Origin of the sequence: Sphaerospermopsis aphanizomenoides BCCUSP55 (genome assembly GCF_001586785.1) — a bacterium.
GTDB lineage: Bacteria > Cyanobacteriota > Cyanobacteriia > Cyanobacteriales > Nostocaceae > Sphaerospermopsis_A > Sphaerospermopsis_A aphanizomenoides_A.
On the sequence record NZ_LUFH02000052.1, the window covers coordinates 24,319 to 43,850 of the forward strand.

Annotated in this window: 14 protein-coding genes and 1 pseudogene; 5 read left to right on the forward strand and 10 right to left on the reverse strand. The window is 36.7% G+C overall.

Annotated features, from left to right (window positions below):
• The first annotated feature begins 284 nt into the window (after positions 1 to 284).
• The 3 genes from A0J48_RS14565 (at position 285) to A0J48_RS14575 (ending at position 7,669) form a co-directional block, all read left to right on the forward strand.
• A complete protein-coding gene (locus A0J48_RS14565) occupies positions 285 to 2,843 on the forward strand; it encodes a dynamin family protein (protein ID WP_200324152.1) in 2,559 nt (852 codons plus the stop codon).
• Positions 2,844 to 2,986: 143 nt separating this feature from the next.
• Complete coding sequence (locus tag A0J48_RS14570) at positions 2,987 to 6,385, forward strand: acetate and sugar kinases/Hsc70/actin family protein (protein ID WP_200324154.1); 3,399 nt, start codon at positions 2,987 to 2,989, stop codon at positions 6,383 to 6,385.
• Positions 6,386 to 6,562: 177 nt separating this feature from the next.
• On the forward strand, positions 6,563 to 7,669 hold the full coding sequence (locus tag A0J48_RS14575; protein ID WP_200324156.1) for a hypothetical protein: 1,107 nt from the start codon (positions 6,563 to 6,565) through the stop codon (positions 7,667 to 7,669).
• A gap of 67 nt (positions 7,670 to 7,736) precedes the next feature.
• Here A0J48_RS14575 and A0J48_RS14580 read toward each other — a convergent pair whose 3' ends face one another.
• Together A0J48_RS14580 and A0J48_RS14585 are read right to left on the reverse strand one after the other, a co-directional pair.
• On the reverse strand, positions 7,737 to 7,940 hold the full coding sequence (locus A0J48_RS14580; protein WP_200324158.1) for a hypothetical protein: 204 nt from the start codon (positions 7,938 to 7,940) through the stop codon (positions 7,737 to 7,739).
• Between the two features lie 201 nt (positions 7,941 to 8,141).
• Positions 8,142 to 8,870, reverse strand: a complete 729-nt coding sequence (locus A0J48_RS14585; RefSeq protein WP_200324160.1) for a cytochrome b/b6 domain-containing protein — start codon at positions 8,868 to 8,870, stop codon at positions 8,142 to 8,144.
• 76 nt (positions 8,871 to 8,946) lie between these two features.
• On the opposite strand from A0J48_RS14585, the gene A0J48_RS14590 reads away from it, so the two are divergent.
• Positions 8,947 to 9,798, forward strand: coding sequence for a DNA adenine methylase (locus A0J48_RS14590; protein WP_200324162.1), 852 nt, complete (start codon positions 8,947 to 8,949; stop codon positions 9,796 to 9,798).
• 164 nt (positions 9,799 to 9,962) lie between these two features.
• Positions 9,963 to 10,757, forward strand: coding sequence for a twin-arginine translocase subunit TatC (gene tatC, locus A0J48_RS14595; RefSeq protein ID WP_200324164.1), 795 nt, complete (start codon positions 9,963 to 9,965; stop codon positions 10,755 to 10,757).
• A gap of 445 nt (positions 10,758 to 11,202) precedes the next feature.
• On the opposite strand, the gene arsS is transcribed toward tatC, so the two are convergent.
• The 8 genes and pseudogenes from arsS to nuoK all read right to left on the reverse strand — a co-directional run bounded on the left by arsS (position 11,203) and on the right by nuoK (position 19,420).
• Positions 11,203 to 12,189: an arsenosugar biosynthesis radical SAM (seleno)protein ArsS gene (gene arsS / locus A0J48_RS14600; protein ID WP_200324183.1), complete on the reverse strand. Its 987-nt coding sequence runs from the start codon at positions 12,187 to 12,189 to the stop codon at positions 11,203 to 11,205.
• 300 nt (positions 12,190 to 12,489) lie between these two features.
• Positions 12,490 to 13,458, reverse strand: a complete 969-nt coding sequence (gene arsM / locus A0J48_RS14605) for an arsenosugar biosynthesis arsenite methyltransferase ArsM (protein WP_200324166.1) — start codon at positions 13,456 to 13,458, stop codon at positions 12,490 to 12,492.
• A 122-nt stretch (positions 13,459 to 13,580) separates the two neighbouring features.
• Positions 13,581 to 14,255: a response regulator transcription factor gene (locus A0J48_RS14610; RefSeq protein WP_200324169.1), complete on the reverse strand. Its 675-nt coding sequence runs from the start codon at positions 14,253 to 14,255 to the stop codon at positions 13,581 to 13,583.
• A gap of 223 nt (positions 14,256 to 14,478) precedes the next feature.
• Positions 14,479 to 15,918 carry a sensor histidine kinase gene (locus A0J48_RS14615; RefSeq protein ID WP_200324171.1) on the reverse strand — a complete coding sequence of 480 codons (1,440 nt, stop codon included), beginning with the start codon at positions 15,916 to 15,918 and terminating at the stop codon, positions 14,479 to 14,481.
• 150 nt (positions 15,919 to 16,068) lie between these two features.
• Positions 16,069 to 16,524 carry a DM13 domain-containing protein gene (locus A0J48_RS14620; protein ID WP_200324173.1) on the reverse strand — a complete coding sequence of 152 codons (456 nt, stop codon included), beginning with the start codon at positions 16,522 to 16,524 and terminating at the stop codon, positions 16,069 to 16,071.
• A gap of 416 nt (positions 16,525 to 16,940) precedes the next feature.
• A pseudogene (locus tag A0J48_RS14625) lies at positions 16,941 to 17,714 on the reverse strand (GNAT family N-acetyltransferase).
• 473 nt (positions 17,715 to 18,187) lie between these two features.
• The gene (locus tag A0J48_RS14630; RefSeq protein WP_200324175.1) at positions 18,188 to 19,108 is read right to left on the reverse strand and encodes an NAD(+) kinase; all 921 of its coding nucleotides are present in this window, start codon (positions 19,106 to 19,108) and stop codon (positions 18,188 to 18,190) included.
• Positions 19,109 to 19,114: 6 nt separating this feature from the next.
• Positions 19,115 to 19,420, reverse strand: coding sequence for an NADH-quinone oxidoreductase subunit NuoK (nuoK, locus tag A0J48_RS14635; protein ID WP_006199065.1), 306 nt, complete (start codon positions 19,418 to 19,420; stop codon positions 19,115 to 19,117).
• Positions 19,421 to 19,532: the final 112 nt, after the last annotated feature.

Below are 19,532 nucleotides of genomic sequence, written 5' to 3' on the forward strand. Positions count from 1 at the left end.
CTTTAGATGACTTCTGTTATTAGACTGGGAATTCATTCCCAGTCGGGTTATTGGTTTTACGTTAAGTTGACACCATCAAGCATTGCTAAACCCCTACACCCCTACACCCTTACACCCTTACACCCTTTTCTCCCCCTACACCCCTACACCCTTACACCCTTACACCCTTTTCTTCCCCTACACCCCTACACCCTTACACCCTTCCCTTCGTTGCATCAAAAGTGGAGGTTTTCATTTTTTGTGCTATAACCCACACAGAAAATGAACTTAGACAGAAACGACTAATGGAACCAGACAAACTAACCAGGTTTAAAGAGTACGGTGAGTTTATCCTCCGCAAAATTGACTCTGTACCCCAACGCCCCTCCCAACAAGAAGATTGGGTTCCTACTAGCCTGGATGACTGTCTAATGCGTTTGCGAGAAGCTGCACAGAAGACTGTAGAACTGGCCACTTCACCTGTGAAAATTGGTGTGATGGGTGAATTTAGCAGCGGTAAAAGTTTGCTGCTAGGTAGTTTAATTGGTTATGCTGATGCTTTACCAGTCAGCGAAAATCCCACTACGGGAAATGTCACAGCAATTCATATTAAACCACAAGATGAATTTGCTACTACCCAAATAGATAATTACACCGTTGAGTATTTATCCCATGAAGGTGTGAATGAGTGTTTACATTTCATGTTAGGAGAAGCAAACCGTCGTGCTGTGGCTGCTGGTTTACCACCTTTACAAGTTTCTAAAATTAAAACCGGTAAAGATATTTCTCACTGGTGTGAGGAAGCTTGGAAGAGTTCTAATAATTTGGAATTACGCTATTTATTGCGGGAGTTAATATTATTTTTGCGGGCTTATCAAGCTTATGGTGAAGCTTTGTGTAGTAAGCATTATCACATTGATGCAGCTACAGCCCAGGAAGGGTTACAACTCACCGAAATGGCAATGGCGATTCAAACATTGAGATTTGAGGATATACCACCTGCACATATTCGCTTACCTAGTGCGCCCCAAGTTCTACAAACTCAATTATTACAAAATAGTTTTCCTTTAATTCGCCGGGTTGATATTGAAGTCAAGATATCCAGAGAAATTTGGGATTTGACTGGTGCGGAAGAATTTGTATTATTAGATTTTCCCGGTTTAGGTGCAGCTAATTCAGGTGCGAGAGATACATTTTTATCATTGCGAGAATTGGCGCAGGTACAGACAATTTTAGTTTTATTAAATGGTAAATCACCGGGAAGCGATCGCGCCAACAAAATTTTTACCATGATGCAGCAACAACGCCCAGGACAGGATTTAAAAGATTTAATTCTCGTCGGTGTGGGACGGTTTGACCAATTACCTTTAGATAGTGAAGGTGGGGAAAGAATCTTAGATTTTTTAATTGAATATCATCCTAACGCCCAACCTTTACAAACAGATGTAGTTTTTCAGAAGCTAAAAGTTTTACAAACTATTATTGATGGTGCAGAAGCTTTTACTACCCAAAAAGACCGCATCGTTTTATTATCCCCACTATTAGGGTTAGCAGAATTAGCCAAACGTTCGACAAAAGTGAAAGCCGGGTCAGAAGAATTTTTAGCTAATTTAGATTATCCTGATTATCTAGAACGTTCCAAAAAATTACAAGAAAAATGGGGTAAATTAAGCGAAAAATTATTAACCAATGAACCCCGTAATTCTCTAGGTAGACAGTTAAGTTATTTTGCCCAAGATGGAGGAGTTAGTAAACTACGGGAACTGATTCAAAATCATGTTACTACTCACGGTTTAAAACAATTATATGAAGATACCCGCAGGGCGGCGGATGTTGTCCATCAACAACAAGAACAACTCAAAGATATTATCGCCGAAATTCACGAACAAGGTATACCCACAGCCGATATTCCCGCTTTAATTGATTTACGTTTAGCAATTGAAAGTTTAGATAAAACCTACCGAAACTTTCAAAAAAACCTGGGTAAAGAACCACTTAAAGATAGACGGGGAGTGGTTGTTAGTGATGTCATCAAAGATGAATTGACCTATAGAATTCTCAATTGGAGTCAGTGGACTTTATTGTTTAATAAATGTCAAAATGGGACAATTGCCTTAGCAGAATCTAAAGGTGCAGCCGGGAAATTATTTGACCGTGGTAATAGAGTTAATAATTCCTTACCGACCAAGAGTGATGATTTTTATCCAGAGTTTGAAAAGACTGTTAAAGAACTGGAAGATTTTGCGAGCGATCGCATTCGTCAAGCCGTGGTAGACTTGTTAAATAAATTGGCACATCAAGTAGTTCTAGAACGGGAAAAATTACAGGCAATTCTCAATCCTGAACTGGAAGAATTTATTGAAAATAAATTTGGAGTTGAAGCCGCAGATTTATTTTATAAACTTCTATTGGGATGTGATCCAAACCAATGGAAAGAAGCGATTATCGGAGAAATCAATAATCAAGATAAATCTATCTCTCCAGACATCATGTTTCCCCTAGCGCGACGGGACGAAAAACACAGTATAGGACAAATATTTGATTGGTCTCCTGAAAGAAATCAAACTTCATCCCGTGCTGCAAATCATCAACTCTTTGTATTAAGGTTGCGTGATGAAATTACCGCTAGTGCTAGTTTGCATCTCGTTCAATATGTCAGCGAAGTTAATCAACAAGTGAATGCAGAACTAGAAGGAATTTTAGATCAAATTATTCCCAGTTTGCAAAACTTATCTAAAAAAGAAGAACTTCTCAGATATATTGCTGCGGGAGATTCTACCCCAGAGTTAGCAATTCCCACTTGGTTAGAAATTCTTGCGGATATTGCATCAATTAATGAGAGTGATATTTATGAGTATTTTTAACGGAAGAAGGGAACAGGGAACAGGGAATAGGGAATAGGTTATTTTCCGCATCTACCAATTACGAATTACGAATGACGTTCGCGAAGCGTTTCCGATAGCGTAGCGTGGCGTTAGCCATAGGAAATATTACGAATTAGCAAATTATGTCTGTGGAAATTCGTCTTCCACCCAAATATCAACTGCGGGTTAAAGAAAATCAAGGTTTGGATTTACCTGCTATTCAAATTGTGGCTACTAACAGCAATATTCCTTATATTTCTCGCATTACTTGTAGCGTAGTAGGAACACCAAAGGAATTAGCAGCAGAAATTCAACAAACATATAAACACTTTAACTCCGCTACACCGAAGAAAATCTCTAACCTATGTCAATTAGGTCAATATCCTTTTCAGTTAGAGAAACCGTTAACCGAAGCAGTAAACTGTAATTTACAGGTAATTGTCGAGTATTTTGATTCTGATATGACAGGAAAACCTATATTATCTATTCGCAAAAATATGGGCGTTTCCTGTAATCTTTGGTTTACACCTGATTTTGAAACAACAACAAATAAAACTATGAATCCTTTTGAATTAGACACCTATCTGAATAAATTAAGTCAACAATTGAGTGAAAAACTCAATGAAAAACCAAAAAAAAGATTTCCTGGTTGGTTTGCTGTCGATTTTGGTACTTCTAACTCTACAGTTACACTTTTTGACCCGATTGAAGTACCAATTGCGGAAATTTTACCCAAAGAACAAGAATTAAGATTACGTCAGCGGTTAGCAGAATGGTTAAGTTCTCCTCCTGCTTCGGCTTTACCAGATATAAGTGTAAATGAGTGGGAAAAGTTTATAGCTAATATTAGCAAAAACTTAGAAATTGAACCAGAACAGTTAAGTGAAGTGTTTGAAACGGATAACAAAGAACAATTTTTAGAAGCAATTCGCCAAATTGAATTATGTTTAGGAAATAGTGATAGATTTCGCCGTGCTGTTAGCAAAAAACTTTATCAGATATATCATGAAGTTTTCCGCGTTCCCACTTTAGAATCACAAAATTTGATTCCTGTAGTTTTAGATATTAACAGACGGGAAACAGAAATTCCTAGTGAAATGGAAGTATCGCAAATTGAACCTTTAAAATTGCAGATGGGTAGGGAAGCAAGGGACAATCGTAAAAAAGCCATTGCCCAAGGTACAATTAGTTCTGTTAAAGATATTATTAGCAGATTCCATCACTCACCTAAACGTTATTTTGGACAAAATCGTACCTTCCCAGTCATTTTAAATGAGGAAGAAAATAACATTCAAGTTAATCAATTAATTCAAGCAGCATGGGCGCATTTAATTGAATTAACAGAAGATTATCGTCAACGTGCCAGAAGAAGATTTTCGGAAGGAGATTTATTAACAGGAGTTGTCACCTATCCCACAGTTGCACCTCCAGTAGTGCGTAAAGAAATTAAGGCATTAGTGGAAGAATTAGGAATAGATGATGTGCAAACTGCTTACGATGAAGCGGTTTCTGTAGCTATCTTTTTTCTATGGCGAGAATTTGGTGGAAATCTCAATATTGGCATTGAGTCATTTAAAACCCGTTGTCGTCAAGAAAAAAATAAATGGTCACAAAATGTTTTAGTTCTAGATATTGGTGGGGGAACGACAGACTTAGCATTAATTGAACTGACATTAGAAGATAAAACTCCCTACTTTGCAGACCATGAAGATAGAGGTTTAGGTGGACGTTACTATAAACTGACTCCAAAATTATTAGGTTCTTCTGGACATTTGCAATTGGGTGGTGAGTTAATTACTTTGCGAATATTCCGCTTGTTAAAAGTGGCAATAGCCGATTTTCTCTTAACAGCAATAACCAATGGTGACATCGAAAGCGACAAACTAGAAGATTTAATCAACTCAGAATTAAACGAACGTTTTTTAGAAGATGGCAAATTTAAAAGTGGGAGTTTATTAAAATGTGTAGACAAAGAAAATCCTGAAGGTGATGTCGCTTTTAAAGATGCTTTAGATACAGCCGAAAAAGTATTACCAACCCGTTGGCAACAAGCACCCCAACGCCTACAAACATTTTACACCCTGTGGGATCATGCCGAAGCTGCGAAATTAAAACTAGGGCAAAAATTACCAGGAGATAGTTCCCTATTAACCTTCACCCTTTCCGAACAACAAATTAGTGAACTACTCGCCCAAAGCGCAGTTAAATTCCAAATCATCATCCCTGATGCTATCTCCATAACCATAGACAGTCAACAATTTGAACGCGCAGCAACTTCCGCCATTAAAGAAGCCATTGGTATTGCTAAAGGTTTAATGGAAAGCCGTTTAAATGCAGACAACAAACAAAAAGTAGATTGGTTAATTCTCTCCGGTAAAACTTGTAATTTAGATTTAGTACAACAACAAATCTACCAAGAATTTAGCAAATCTCCCTATTTTGTGTGGAACCCAGAACGGATTACATTTGTTTTAGAATTTACCAAACTTGCCACATCCGCTGGTGCTTGTTACGCCGAAAAATTAAGAAGATTAAGATTTGATCCCGAAGAGTCAAAAAACCTACTTCGTAAAGGTGCAAACCAGCTAGAAATAGATGTCAAAAACCTATTTTATTATCTACCTTGCAACTTCAAACGTAAAACCCAAAGTAATGATTTGTTAGCCATCTTCAACGCTGGACAAGAACTTTATCAAATTGCACCTTGGGAAAGCGTCGCCAAAGTGCGGACAAATTGGCAAGGTATCCAACTAACAAACATCATCTATCGTCAAGACTACGAAGATGGAGAATTACGCCTCTGGGGTAGCTTCGATGGTAAAACATTAATGGAGAAACTAAACATGGAAGAACCAGAGTTTCTCAAGAAAATTAAACTGCAATTTGAAATAGATCAAACATTACAATTTAGTGTTTTACTTTGTCAAGGTAATCCCCATTATTTAATAGACGTGCAGGGAATTAACCTCAATTCCGTCATCTTAGCAAACTCAGAACCAGCAGATTTATTTATTGATGGACAATTAAATTGGAATATCGCCATTGAACAACCCCATCAAGACTTAAAAGATGGTGATATTGCCATTAATGTATTAGAATCAGCAACCGTTGATCAACCAGATGCCTATCATTTAGTATTTGCAGTTGATCACAATCAAAATCAATCCTTGCAAACATTCCACTATTTACAAGATGGCGTAAACGAAGCAGGAAAAGGATTAATTAGCAATCCCTTACCTCCCTTTCCCCAACATGGTCAACACACCTTTTATATTTATCAAACAGATAGGGAAACCAACAGCAAAAAATGGATACGCATCGGCGCACTTAGCAAACCAGATATCACCACAGATTACCCCTGTCAATATCATGTCACCCTCGACAACAAAGGTATATTAAGGATGCACGCCGGCGAAGTACCTTATTGGACATCAAATAATCAAGAATGTCTCCAACAAGAAGGATGTGTTTATCGTGCAGAACTAGAATTACAACCCAACGAAATTGATAAAGAACGCGATCCATTCTGCGGCATCCATTAAATCAATTGATAATTGATAATTGACAATTGATAATTATTTTTTTCAAGGTTTAAAACCTCTTCTTTGAAGGGTAAAAAGAAAAAAATACCTTTTTTCAAAACTCTATCTTCAAATTAAATATAATTGTCGATTGTCAATTATTGAATTTTTTCCTGACTTCTCAAATATCTTCTTGCCATGAAGCAGCATTTACAGCAATTATTAGCAACAGAAAACTCACAAATAGCCCAGGTATTACGGTTTAGTTTATATGGACTAAAGGCAACTTTAAATCAAGCCCAAACAGAATACCCAGACGACCCAGGACATGAATTATGTCAACAGGTGATAGAAGAAATTCACCAACTTTTAAAACCTGCATCAGTTCCAGAAATTGCAATTGTTGATGAATCTCAACCAAATGAACCTAAATTAACTGAATTACGCGAAGCTTTTAATTCTGACTTAGAACTAAACTTTTATTTAGGAGATTCACCCCTGCAAAGTGAAAATGATGCTGATTTATGGAACGAAATTCACCGTAAATTGTTACGAGTTCCAGAAGATTTAGCAACCTCTTGGCGAAAACGCGCTTTAGAAATTGTGCAGAAATTAGGCGCTACAGAAGATTATGTCAATCTTTACCACTTGCCTTTTGTGCGCGATGAAATTATTTATCCTGGGTTAAATGGTACTGTTCAAGCTAAAGGGTTATGTTTATCTAAAAAAGCCTTTTTAAAGTCAGATATTGCCCAGAAATATAACTCTGAAGATTTACATTTATTTGCAGGTTTTTTACTTTTATATACTAAATTTCTTGAAATAGAACCTGATTTACATCATGCTTTAAAAAGTGTATTTAGCTTTGATATTGTTTCTTTAAAATCCCAAGCAGAACAACTTCATCTTTATCTTCAAGCATTAAGCGATCGCTTGCAACGTACCCAAAAAATTGAGGAAAATACTGATCCTATCTTAACTTTACGTGCTTGGATTGACATGGATGAAGCCATACATTCCCTAGTATTTCTTCCCCCAGCCGAACGTTATTCTTGGTGGGGAAAACTACAACAAGAATCACGGCGGATGCTTAAAAAAATCGCTGATAAAGCTATGCAAGCAGGTCATGACGTAAAAATTAGACAATTATCAGGACTTTATGCCGATATTTGTGCTTATTCAAAAGACGACCTGCAACTAGACTGCGGAGGTACACCAGGAGAAGTCTTAACTTGTCTGCGATTATACACACGAATTAATCAAGAACAAAATCCAGGCAGAGTAATATTTCGCTCCCTACGCTAAAAAAGGAAGACCCTGCTAAATTACCGCCTTCCCTCATAATTCCTAATAATTGATCCCATATTTACTATTACCGAGGACCGCGGGGAGTACGGGGAGTACGGGGAGTACGAGGACTAACAGTAGGTGAAGGAGAAGGTGAAATATTAGGTGAAGGATTTTGTTGAGATAATAAAGTTTGGGTTGCGTTTATAGCTAGAACATCTTTGGATATTGCAAAAGTAGCCGCAGTACCTAAAAATGCAGCCAAACTCACAAGTGCTAAATTCCGCATATTGTTATACCTGTCAAGACTCATACCACCATATTTTGCTCAATTTTCAAACTGGACTTATCTCGCTACAGGTAGTCTTATTGATGTCACTCAAGGTAGAAAGTTGCATTTATCAAAACTGCTGAATTTGCTGTTTAAGTAAGATGTAAAAAAGAAGATTTATGCTTACAAAGCATAAATTATTTTATATATTTGAGAGGATTAATCAGTAGAATTTGAAAACAACAGTGGTAACAAAAAAGCTGCTATAATTCCCACCAACACAAACACCTCAATAATTTTCACCGTTAAACTACCTTGCAAAAACTGATTAATTTCTGACTTCAAATTATGAGAAAAATTACTCAACCAACCACGTAAACGACTAAACCAATTTCTAGGATCATCTTCTGTACGAAACTTCCACGACAACATTGATAATAATAATGGCGCACCACCCACTTTAGCAGACATCAAAACATGAATTGCTAAACAGCAAACCATAATTACCCAAGCGATAAGGTGAAAATAATACCAAATATGATTCAGTTCACCTATCGGTAGCCATTCTTCCTTCATCATTCTGCCAGATATCACTGCCAAAACCGAGGCGATAAGCATCATCGTATTTGCTAAACGTTGCAAACTCACCCACCAAATTGGCTTACCAACTTGAGTTAATTGTTGTATAAATTCTGCTTGTATTAGGCGCTTTTTCCCAGCATGAAAGCTATAGAGTGCGAAAGCTGGTAATAACAGTAAGAAGAATAAACCTGCTGTACCGTGAATATCTTGAATTGGATCAATTTTAAGAATGGGAAGTTTACCAAATCTTTTATCAAAAGTGTTGTATACTAAAAAGCCGCTAATAATTGCCGTAATTACCAAAATTCCACTAATGCCATGCAGAATTCGTAACAACAAAGGTTGATAAGGGGCTGAACGAGTCATGGGAATGAGTTGTAATTTTTATCATGTCTAATTTAAATTATTATACGCATCTTCATCGCCAATTGATATACTTATTATGATTAAAAGCCCTCTCCGTTATCCTGGCGGTAAATCAAGAGCAATCAAAAAAATCTCTGAATATTTACCAGAAAGTTTTACAGAATTCAGAGAACCTATGGTTGGTGGTGGTTCTGTATTTATTCACCTAAAACAAACCTTCCCTAACTTAAAGATTTGGATTAATGATTTAAACCAGGAATTATTTCTATTTTGGCATATTGCCCAATCTAATTTATCTAAATTAGTTTCTGAAGTTCGTCATATCAAAGAAAAATATCAAGATGGCAGACTTTTATTTTCAGAGTTAACCAACGTTGATGTCAAATCTTTATCCGATTTAGATAGAGCCGTCCGCTTTTTTGTTCTTAATAGAATCACCTTTTCAGGAACTGTAGAATCAGGTGGTTTTTCTTTAGAAGCTTTTCATTCCAGATTTACTTATTCATCAATAGAGCGTCTAGAAAAATTAGAGAATATCTTAACACCAGATGTCAAAATTACCAATTTAAATTACATTCAAATTTTAAATGGAGATGAAAAAAGTGTATTCATCTTTTTAGACCCTCCATATTTAAAAGCAGAAAAATCTAAATTATATGGAAAAAGAGGAGATTTACATACAGGTTTTGACCATCAAAAATTTGCTGATGATTTAAAAAAATGTTGTCATAAATGGTTGATTACTTATGATGATTCCCCACAAATACACAATAACTTTGCTGGGGATAATATTTATATCTATGAATGGGATTTACAGTATGGAATGAATAACTATAAACAAAAAAAGGCTGAAATTGGTCAAGAACTATTTATTAGTAACTATAAAATTGAATTTAATCCAGAAATTCAGTTTACCAATTTGACATGAGACAGCACATAATCTCCAATTCATCTGCGTTTATCTGCGTTTATCTGCGTTCAATTAATTAAAAGCATTACGCCATCAGCTTCTCCATCTGGAAATCAAAGGTTTAACAGCTTAGTCGCTCTCCCAGATAAAATAGTTAAGGAATGTTGCCTATTTATTGACTCATGACCCCTTCACCAGACGTAGATACTATCAATTCTCCTGATATGGACATGGAAGGATCAGGTAACTCAGAGGTTAATCCCCTCGATGAGTTACCAGATGAAGTGGAAATGTCATTTTTTGACCATCTTGAAGAATTGCGGTTACGGATTTTCTACTCTCTCATTGCTGTAGTATTAGGTGTTATCGGCTGTTTTGTTGTCGTTAAACCCTTGGTGCAGCTACTAGAAGTCCCCGCGCATGGTATAAAATTCCTCCAACTAGCACCTGGAGAATACTTCTTTGTCTCTATCAAAGTTGCTGGTTACAGTGGTTTGGTGCTTGCTAGTCCCTTCATTCTTTACCAAATTATTCAGTTTGTACTTCCTGGACTGACGCGCCGTGAACGCCGTTTGTTAGGGCCTGTGGTTTTGGGATCGAGTGTCTTATTTGTTGGTGGGTTAGTATTTGCCTATTTTCTTCTTATTCCCGCAGCTTTGCAATTTTTCATCAACTACGGTGCTGATGTAGTAGAACAATTGTGGTCAATTGAAAAATATTTTGAATTTGTATTGTTGCTGTTATTCACCACAGGAATAGCATTTCAAATTCCGATTATTCAATTATTGCTAGGTAGTTTAGGTATTGTTTCTTCTACACAAATGCTGGCTGGTTGGCGTTTTGTAATTATGTCCGCAGTAGTTTTAGGAGCTATACTTACACCTTCTACTGATCCTCTTACTCAAAGTCTTTTAGCAGGAGCAGTTTTAGGACTTTATTTTGGTGGTATTGGTTTAGTTAAACTCACCGGAAAATAAATTTACACAACAAGAAAAAACCGCGAACCATAAGGTATCACGGCTTTCGGTATGGTGTGAGGAGCTTAACTAATATCATCATAGACTAACCATTTAGACCTGGGAGGCTTGTATCAGTTTTGGTAACAGAATTTTTTTCAAATTAGCATACAGGAGTCAGAAGCAGAAGCTAGGAGTAAAACCTACTTGATAGTTGATTTTTGGTTTTTATTACTAATCAAAAAATAAAAACCGTGGAGATTTCAATCAATCCACGGCCTTTGGTGTGGTGTGAGGAGACTTAACTTATTTGATCATAAGGCATATTACTATTGAAGAATCAATTACCACAACTTTCGTTACATCATTTGCATTTGATGACATAAATAAGTACCTACGCACTACGCCAAAATATTTATCCCTTTTGCTAGAGGATGAAAACTCCTTCTATTCCCTATTACCTAAACTAGACCAAAGCACCACCACAGCTAGAACCACATCCAGCAGTACAACCATAGCAATAATCCGCAGTTTGTACTTCACGAATTACATCTAAACTTCCCGCTTCTAATAATTTTCTAAGTGTGAGGGTTTTACCATGATAATTTTTTGCTGGTAAATTCATCATTTGATTAAAGTCGCAATCATAGATATTTCCTAAATAATCTACTGAAAGTTGATCACGACACATTAAATTTTCAACAGTATCGGCGTTAAATTGCAACTCTAAAAATTGCAAATAGCTAGAGTATAGCTGCTTGCGTTCTAAATATAATTTTGTTCTTCCTACAGGTAAGTTAGTAATGGTGAAGAGGTTATTAAAAACGATGTCAAAATGTTCTTGTAGAAATGTTTTGTAAGCTAATTCGAGATTATTCTGTTCAGGAGTTAAGGAGAATTTGTCACTGTTGGGTAATTGGGGATTATACACCAAATCTAAAATTAAATCGGGATTGTGTCCATAACCAACTTGATTCAGCCATTGTAAAGCTTTAATGGAATCATCAAACACTCCATGACCCCGCATTTTATCCACATTATCTGCTAAATAACAGGGTAAAGATGCGACAATTTTTACTTGGTTTTTAGCAAAAAAATCCGGTAAATCACCAAATCCCTCAACAAAATAAATAGTTAAATTTGACCTGACAATGACTTCTTTACCTGCTTCCTTTGCCGCTTCTACTAATGGCTTAAAACCATAATTCATTTCTGGTGCGCCACCAGTTAAATCGACGATTTTAATTTCTGGGAATTTATAAATGAGTTCGATTAATTCTAGACAAGTTGCCAAAGAAAGTTCTTCTGTTCTTTTGGGACTGGCTTCTACATGACAATGATTACAGGCCAGGTTACAACGTTTACCTAGATTGATTTGTAAAACATTTATTTCCCTTTTAGTGAGGGGTGAAGTTAGTTTAGTTTGAAAAGGTGTAATTTCTGTGGACACGATAATTTATATCCTAGTAAACTTGATATAGCAATCAGCAGCCAGCTATTAGCAGTCAGTTTTTATAACTTTTGCTTGATTAAAACTATGAAATTTTCATCTTGTATTAACCGCCTTCGCTGTTGCTATAACTTGAACTTGATCTGAATTTTTCAATTTTAACCTTAGTAATTAGGACTTACGCACGAGCTATGGAATAAATTAACCACAGAGGCACAGAAAACAGGGAGGAATGAGGGTTTGAGAAATATTTTGCGTAAGTCCTGGTAATTACGAATTACGAATTACGAATTACGAATTATTTTAACAGCAACCTCCGCCATCATAATGCCAGGTAGAATCTGTCACCATGATTTCTGTTGGTTTTAAAGCTGCTAGTTTTGCCGCTGTTTTATCACAGACTGCGGCAGGTATCCCTCGTTGCAAAATATGTCCGGCTGCATCATCAAAAAATGGTTGTGTTCCGGCATAAATGGCTGTTTTACCAGTGAAAATACAAGCACCATCTTCAGGAATATCAACTTTGAAAGAAATGGAATCAAGACTTTCTAGGAGGAGATTTTTTTCCAGGTTATAAGTTTGTTGATCTAATAATCTATAGGGGCGACGGGCGCGAATTTCTATTTGTCCAAAGCCAGCATCTATAATTTGTTGGGTATATTCTTGATAGGTGAGTGCGCCTGATAAACACAAGGCACGTAGTCTTTCATCTTGTTGTAAATGATGGGGAATTGGTCGAGTAGCAATGGGGTCACTCATTTGCAATCTTCCACCGGGTTTTAATACCCGATATGCTGCTTTTAAAGCACGGGTTAAATCTGCTGGTTCAAAAATGTTGAACAGACAATTTTGTGCTACTACATCTACTGAAGCATCTGCAACAGGTAAATTAAAGGCATCCCCTGCACAAATTTGTACAAAACTGGTGTCAAACCAAGGATTTTCTTGAGCCGCAATTTCTAAGTTTCGTGCAGCAGCTTCACGCATTGCTTCCACTGGTTCAACTGCAATTACAGCACCAGGACGACGGGAAAAATAAGCAAATTGTAATGCTTCTAAACCTCCACCAACTCCCACATATAAAACCGTAGGTTGATTTGCTAGTTCATTAGTATGAACAGTTGTCCCACAACCATAATTCATTTCCTGCATTGCTAAGGGAATTTTTAAACCTGGTAATTGCAGGGGTGTACTTTGGACACAACAGAGTCCTACTTCTGGTGTTTGGGCAACTTCGCTGTAAAATTCGGCTACGGTTTCTAAATATGTCATTGTTGTTGTTAGGTGTTAACTTTTTATCAATTCTGCATATTAATATAATTGATAATTGATAATTGACAATTGACAATTGAGTATTTTGGAATGCTGATTGCTCATTTTTTGATGGTTGTAATTTAATCACGCAATACGTAACCGACACCGCGCACAGTTTGTAGAAGACGCTTTTCGTTGTTGGCTTCGAGTTTTAAACGCAAGTAACGAATGTAAACTTCTATAATGTTGGAGTCACCCATGAAGTCGTAACCCCAGACTTCTTCTAAGATGCGATCGCGTGTAATTACTTGGCGCGGATGGGTGAGTAAATAATCTAGTAAATCAAATTCTTTTGCTGTTAATTCCACTAGCCGCTGTCCTCGGTAGACTTCTCGCGTAATTCGATTTAAACTTAGATCCTCAAATCTTAAGATATCTGCGCTGTCTGATTCTTTACTTCTACGTAAATGAGCGCGGACTCTTGCTAATAATTCTTCCACACTAAAGGGTTTAACTACATAATCATCAGCACCAGCATCTAAACCAGCAACGCGATCGCTCACTTCATCTTTAGCAGTTAATAAAATTATCGGGACTTTATCACCTGTAGTCCGCAGACGACGGCAAATTTCTAACCCCGATACGCCAGGTAGCATCCAATCTAAAATGATTAAATCTAGATTTAACTCCCGCGCTGCTGTCAGTGCAGTGAGTCCATCATAAGCTACGCTGACTTGATAGCCTTCATAATTCAATTCCAACTCTATAAATCGAGCCAATTTGACTTCATCTTCAACCAGTAAGATGTGCGTCATAATAATACTTGGGATTTCGGCAGAGCATCGTCAATACTAACATGGAAACTGCTAAATTTTAGACATCTAAAACTTAAGGAAAAATTAAAAATTAAAATTTTCAAACATGGATAATGAACAATTGACAATTACCTCTGCCTGAAATTGATTTTCTTTGTTCCCCTTTGAAAGGGAAGATTTTCAACCTGGAATAAAATAATTATCAATTATCAATTGTCAATTATCAATTGTCAATTAATAACAGTGAAGCAGGTAAACTAATTGTAAATATACTACCTTCACCTAAACGCGATCGCACACTCACATGACCACCCATACTTTCCACAAAAGTCTTCACAATTGACAATCCCAAACCACAACCCCCAGTCGTAGAAGTACGAGCTTCATCTACGCGGTAAAATCGCTCAAAAATTCGTGATTGATGTTGTAGAGGAATACCATAACCTTGGTCACAAACTTGAATAATTGCCTCTTCCCTTTGGAAATTTAACTTAATAAATATTTCTGTATCTGCGGGCGAATACTTAACAGCATTATCAATCAAATTTAGCAGCACTTGTTTGAAACGATTATAATCAATTTTGACTTCAATTCTCTGATTAATTGATTCGATTTTTATTACTCTTTTGCTATATTGTTCTCCCATACTCACAACTTCTGTTACCAAATCATTTAGTAAACAGACATCCCAGCGCAGATGTAAATATCCACTATCAGCCCTAGCTAAATCTAGTAAATCTTGTAAAAGTCTAATAGTGCGTTCCGTTTCTATAGATGCAGTTTCTAAAGCTTCGATTTGCGCGGAAGTTAAATTATTATGTCTTCTTAAAACACTTTGCAAATAACCGTTCACAATTGTCAAAGGTGTGCGTAATTCATGAGAAACATTACTCACAAATTGCCGTTCCTGTTCCCAAGATTGGTACAGACGAGATAACATCATATTAAAAGTAGTTGCCAATTCCTTAACTTCACTAGGCGCATGATCAAGATATAATTCTGCTGCACCTAAATCGGCTAGAGAAATCACAGCAGTCATTTGATTTAACTGACGTAATGGTTGTAGAGAAGCCTGGATGTAAAATGCAATTGTTACACAAATTGCTATAACTACTAAAATACTAGCAATCACCAAACTTCTTACCATTGCTATAAACATTATCTGTTCACGAGTTACATCCTGTGCTACAAATAACTTATCCAAAACCTTACCTTGCAGTGGTAAAGCACCACCACATAAAACAAAATACCGTTGATTAACTTGAACTAATTCAGGTTTAACTGACATTTCAGTTAAAGACATCAACTCAGTTACTGTTGCTGCTGGTAGTAAATTCCAATTATTAGATTTAGCTATAATTTTATTATTTTTATCTTTTATCCAGACAAAAGTATCTGTATCAGTCAAGTTATTAATTGCCTTTTGCAAACTTGTTTGTGCGTACATCATTTCCTGATAAAGTTGCACATCACGCGGCAACCTTTCTGCAATTTGGCTAATATTATATTTATGACTATTAATTAAAATTTGCTGCATATTCCAACTTGTCCAACCAGCAAGACCACCTAGTCCCAAAGCTGAAACTAAAGCAATACCCATAATTAAGCGTAACCGTAAAGAAAAAATATCAAATTTCTGCCAAATTTTATTGTTTTGTTTCACTTTAATTTTGATACATACACTCTTAATTGTCCAAATTTATGAAAAAGTCTGAAAAATAGGCTCAACTTATAATTATCGCCTAATAATAGTAATTTATTAAAAGTGGCGACAGAAAAATATAAAAATTACCATTACCACTCTAGATTATAACTACTTAGGTAAACGAGCATAACCAAAGGTAGCATTAAACTTGCGACACCATATAGCTACAGAGGGAAAGTTTGCCAACTGCAAATTTTTTGGTAAAGCATAACGTTGAGAACCACTAATTTTTTGTAAAGCAGCAACACTAACATAATCTTTTTCTTTAATACCAGATATTGGTGGTACATTACCACGGTAGAGAATAACAAATAAATCTGGTCCATTATCAGTTTTAAAACTTTGATCAAATTCTAAATAACTAATTCCATTTTCAGTAGACACACTTAATTTACCTTGCGTTTTGTGTTCTAAAGTCTGAAACTTTGTCAACTTATCAACTGAAGCAGCGACATTTTTCACAGACTCAGGTTTATTTTCTGTAGGAGTTGAGGTCACTTCCTTTGCACAGCTGAAAGTAAGAAGGGTAAGGAGGGTAAAAATTGCTAGATGCGGAAACGTCATGGTTTAACGGCCTCAAATTTGTCTGTAATGACAATTTAAAGCATAATTCCTAGAGTTAAATGAATTTAAGCTGAGAATTGATTTAATTTTGATTTAAAGAATACTGAAATCTCGTTCCCAGTCTGAATCAGGATATCCAGGATTTAAGGATGTACAGGATAGGTTTATTTGTGAGTCTCAGTATTTTGGGAATTTGAGGATTATAGGATGAGGATATTATTGATCCTTGAAATCTAATAATAGCCAGGGTTTTACTCTTGCCTTTTGCCTTTTGCCTTCTGCCATAACTGGGAACTAGAGGATTTAACAGACATAAATAAAACTCCGACTTCGCATTATACCTATGTCATCGGAGTTCTAGATGTGTTTTATGCAATTTGGTATAATGTCATAATGAAACTCCACCCAATCACCAATCACCAATCACCAATCCCCAATCCCCACTCCCCAATATTAGATATAATTAGAAAATCAATAGTTTTAAAATGTCTATCAATAGCCGGAAAACTACAAACTTTAGCTCCTACACTCAAATAAGCCTGGAAAATTTTCGGTATTTCCACATCATATAAATCCGGGCAGCTTTGATTAATTTCTATAGAGTATTCAACATTAGGAGTAACTAAAATATTGGGATGTAGCCAATGATTATACAAAAAATAATTATAAGCACAAACCGCTTGCTCAGGACATTGTGTTAACAAAGATGCACAACCAAAAAAATATTGATTACCAGTATAAATTAAATAATTAGCTAATCCTTGCCACAGCAAGAAAAGTGTCTGAAAATTTCGATATTACTTAGCTATACAAGCACGACCACTTTCTACAGATGATTGCAATACAAAAACAGGAATTTGAGACAGATTAAATATATCAGCAGCATCAAAACCTAAGCCCTTAGCACTCATTGTATAGGTTTGCATTCTATATGTACCAATAGTTTCACCAGTATGTTTAGCAATAAGTATCAAATGATGGCAAACATCATCAAACTTATCTCGATCCATACTGGACAAATGAGAACTAGAAAATCCCAAACCTAGTTCCACATTAAAAACCTCAAACCGCAACCGAAAAATAGATTCTAACTCTTCCTCAGTTGCCGCAAGTCGTAAAATATATTTTTCATTTTGCAAAATCGGAAAATCAACAGGATGTAGATCAGAAGTTATCGTTTGGTAATACATTTACATCTCTATCAGACAAGAGTTTTAAAAAGCTGACTGCTATAGCAGGTGACAGGTGACAGGTGACAGGTAACAGTGGTAAAAGCCTTTGAGTGTCTAAGTTAGTTTTGATTAATGTCCTAAACGCCTTGTCTACGGCTATATATTATCGGCATTTTAATTACTAAAATCTGGCAATAAGATACAAATTTATCCAATTCACAATTTAAATTTTCTGTCAATCTTGATCACTTAATCAAGTTAAGATTTCCTCAAAAAACCCCCGAATGTTTCCGGGGGCTAAAATAATTTAGTCTTTACCAGTAAACTGCGGTAAAAGTCTGGGAAAAATATATTTCCATCAATGTAAGCATTCAGCTATCAGCGTTCAGAAATCAGCTTTTTCAAGGTTACGCCAAAAATCACGCTAGTGATACTTCACGGTTTTATTAAATATTCTGACTCCTGACTCCTGACTCCTGAATTCTTACCCATCAATTACGATGATTATTACTGTAGCGAACTCTTGTACCAGCCCAAAGTAACTTTTCTCGCAGCGTTTGATAATATGAATTATTCTCCCGCAAAACAATAAATTTAGCCCGACAATCCGCCATCCGCACGTCCACACGATGTCCCGGCCAAATTGAAGTAGACAACACCCCATCCATCCACAATTTTGTACTTAAATCATAATCCCCCAAAGGCCAAATACTTACCACCGAACCCGGAGGTAAAATCAGAGGACGACTAGAAAGACTCATGGGACAAATGGGTGTAATTGTAATTGCCTCCATTCCATCGTGCATAATTGGCCCACTGGCGGAAACAGTGTAACCCGTTGAACCTGTGGGGGTAGAGACAATTAACCCATCTCCTACATATTGATCAACCACCTCACCATCAATTTCCATTTCCAGAATTGAGGTAATCATGCGGTCAGCAGAAGCGGGTTTTACACAAAACTCATTCAACGCCAGATAAGATTCAGTCACCGGCTCTAAATTTGTGCGATGACCCTCATACACAGCAGCTTGTAACATCATCCGTCGCTGGAGAGCATAACGATCCTCAAATAGCCTATCCCAAACTTTTTCTGGCTCTTGAAACTCATCCATTGACTCAGTTAAAAACCCCAAATGACCTCCCACATTCACCCCCAAAATGGGGATGCCAGCTGGGGCTAAATGTCTAGCACCGGTTAAAACAGTACCATCACCACCAAGAACCAACGCTAGATCAATTGGTTGACTTGAGGATGCTAAAAACACTGGATAGGGGTTATCTTTAGGACCGCTAGGCCCTACTAAAACATGGCACTGACGGTCTTCTAGTTGTTTAGCACAAAGTTCTGCCCAGCGTTTACTCTGGGAATCTCGTGCTTTATAAGCAATAATTACCTGCTTGAGTTGCACGCACTGTTACCACTTCAGGAGATTAAACTGCTCCATATCGACGGTATCACGGTTGCGATAAATGGCAAGCACTATCGCTAAACCCACCGCCGCTTCAGCAGCTGCCACGGTAATCACAAAAACAGTGAAAACCTGACCCTTAATTAATGTTGAGTCGAGAAAGTTGGAAAATGCCATTAAATTCAGATTAACAGCATTCAGCAACAACTCAATTGACATTAGCACCCGTACCGCGTTACGGCTAGTAATCAAGCCATAGATGCCAATGCAAAACAAAGCTGCTGCTAGTAATAAAAAGTATTGGAGTTGCATATTTGTCAGTTGTCAGTTGTCAGTTGTCAGTTGTCAGTTGTCATTGGAGGCAAAAGGCAAGAGGCAAGAAGCACAAAATATAACAATATAAATATTTATCCTCTGCCTCCCC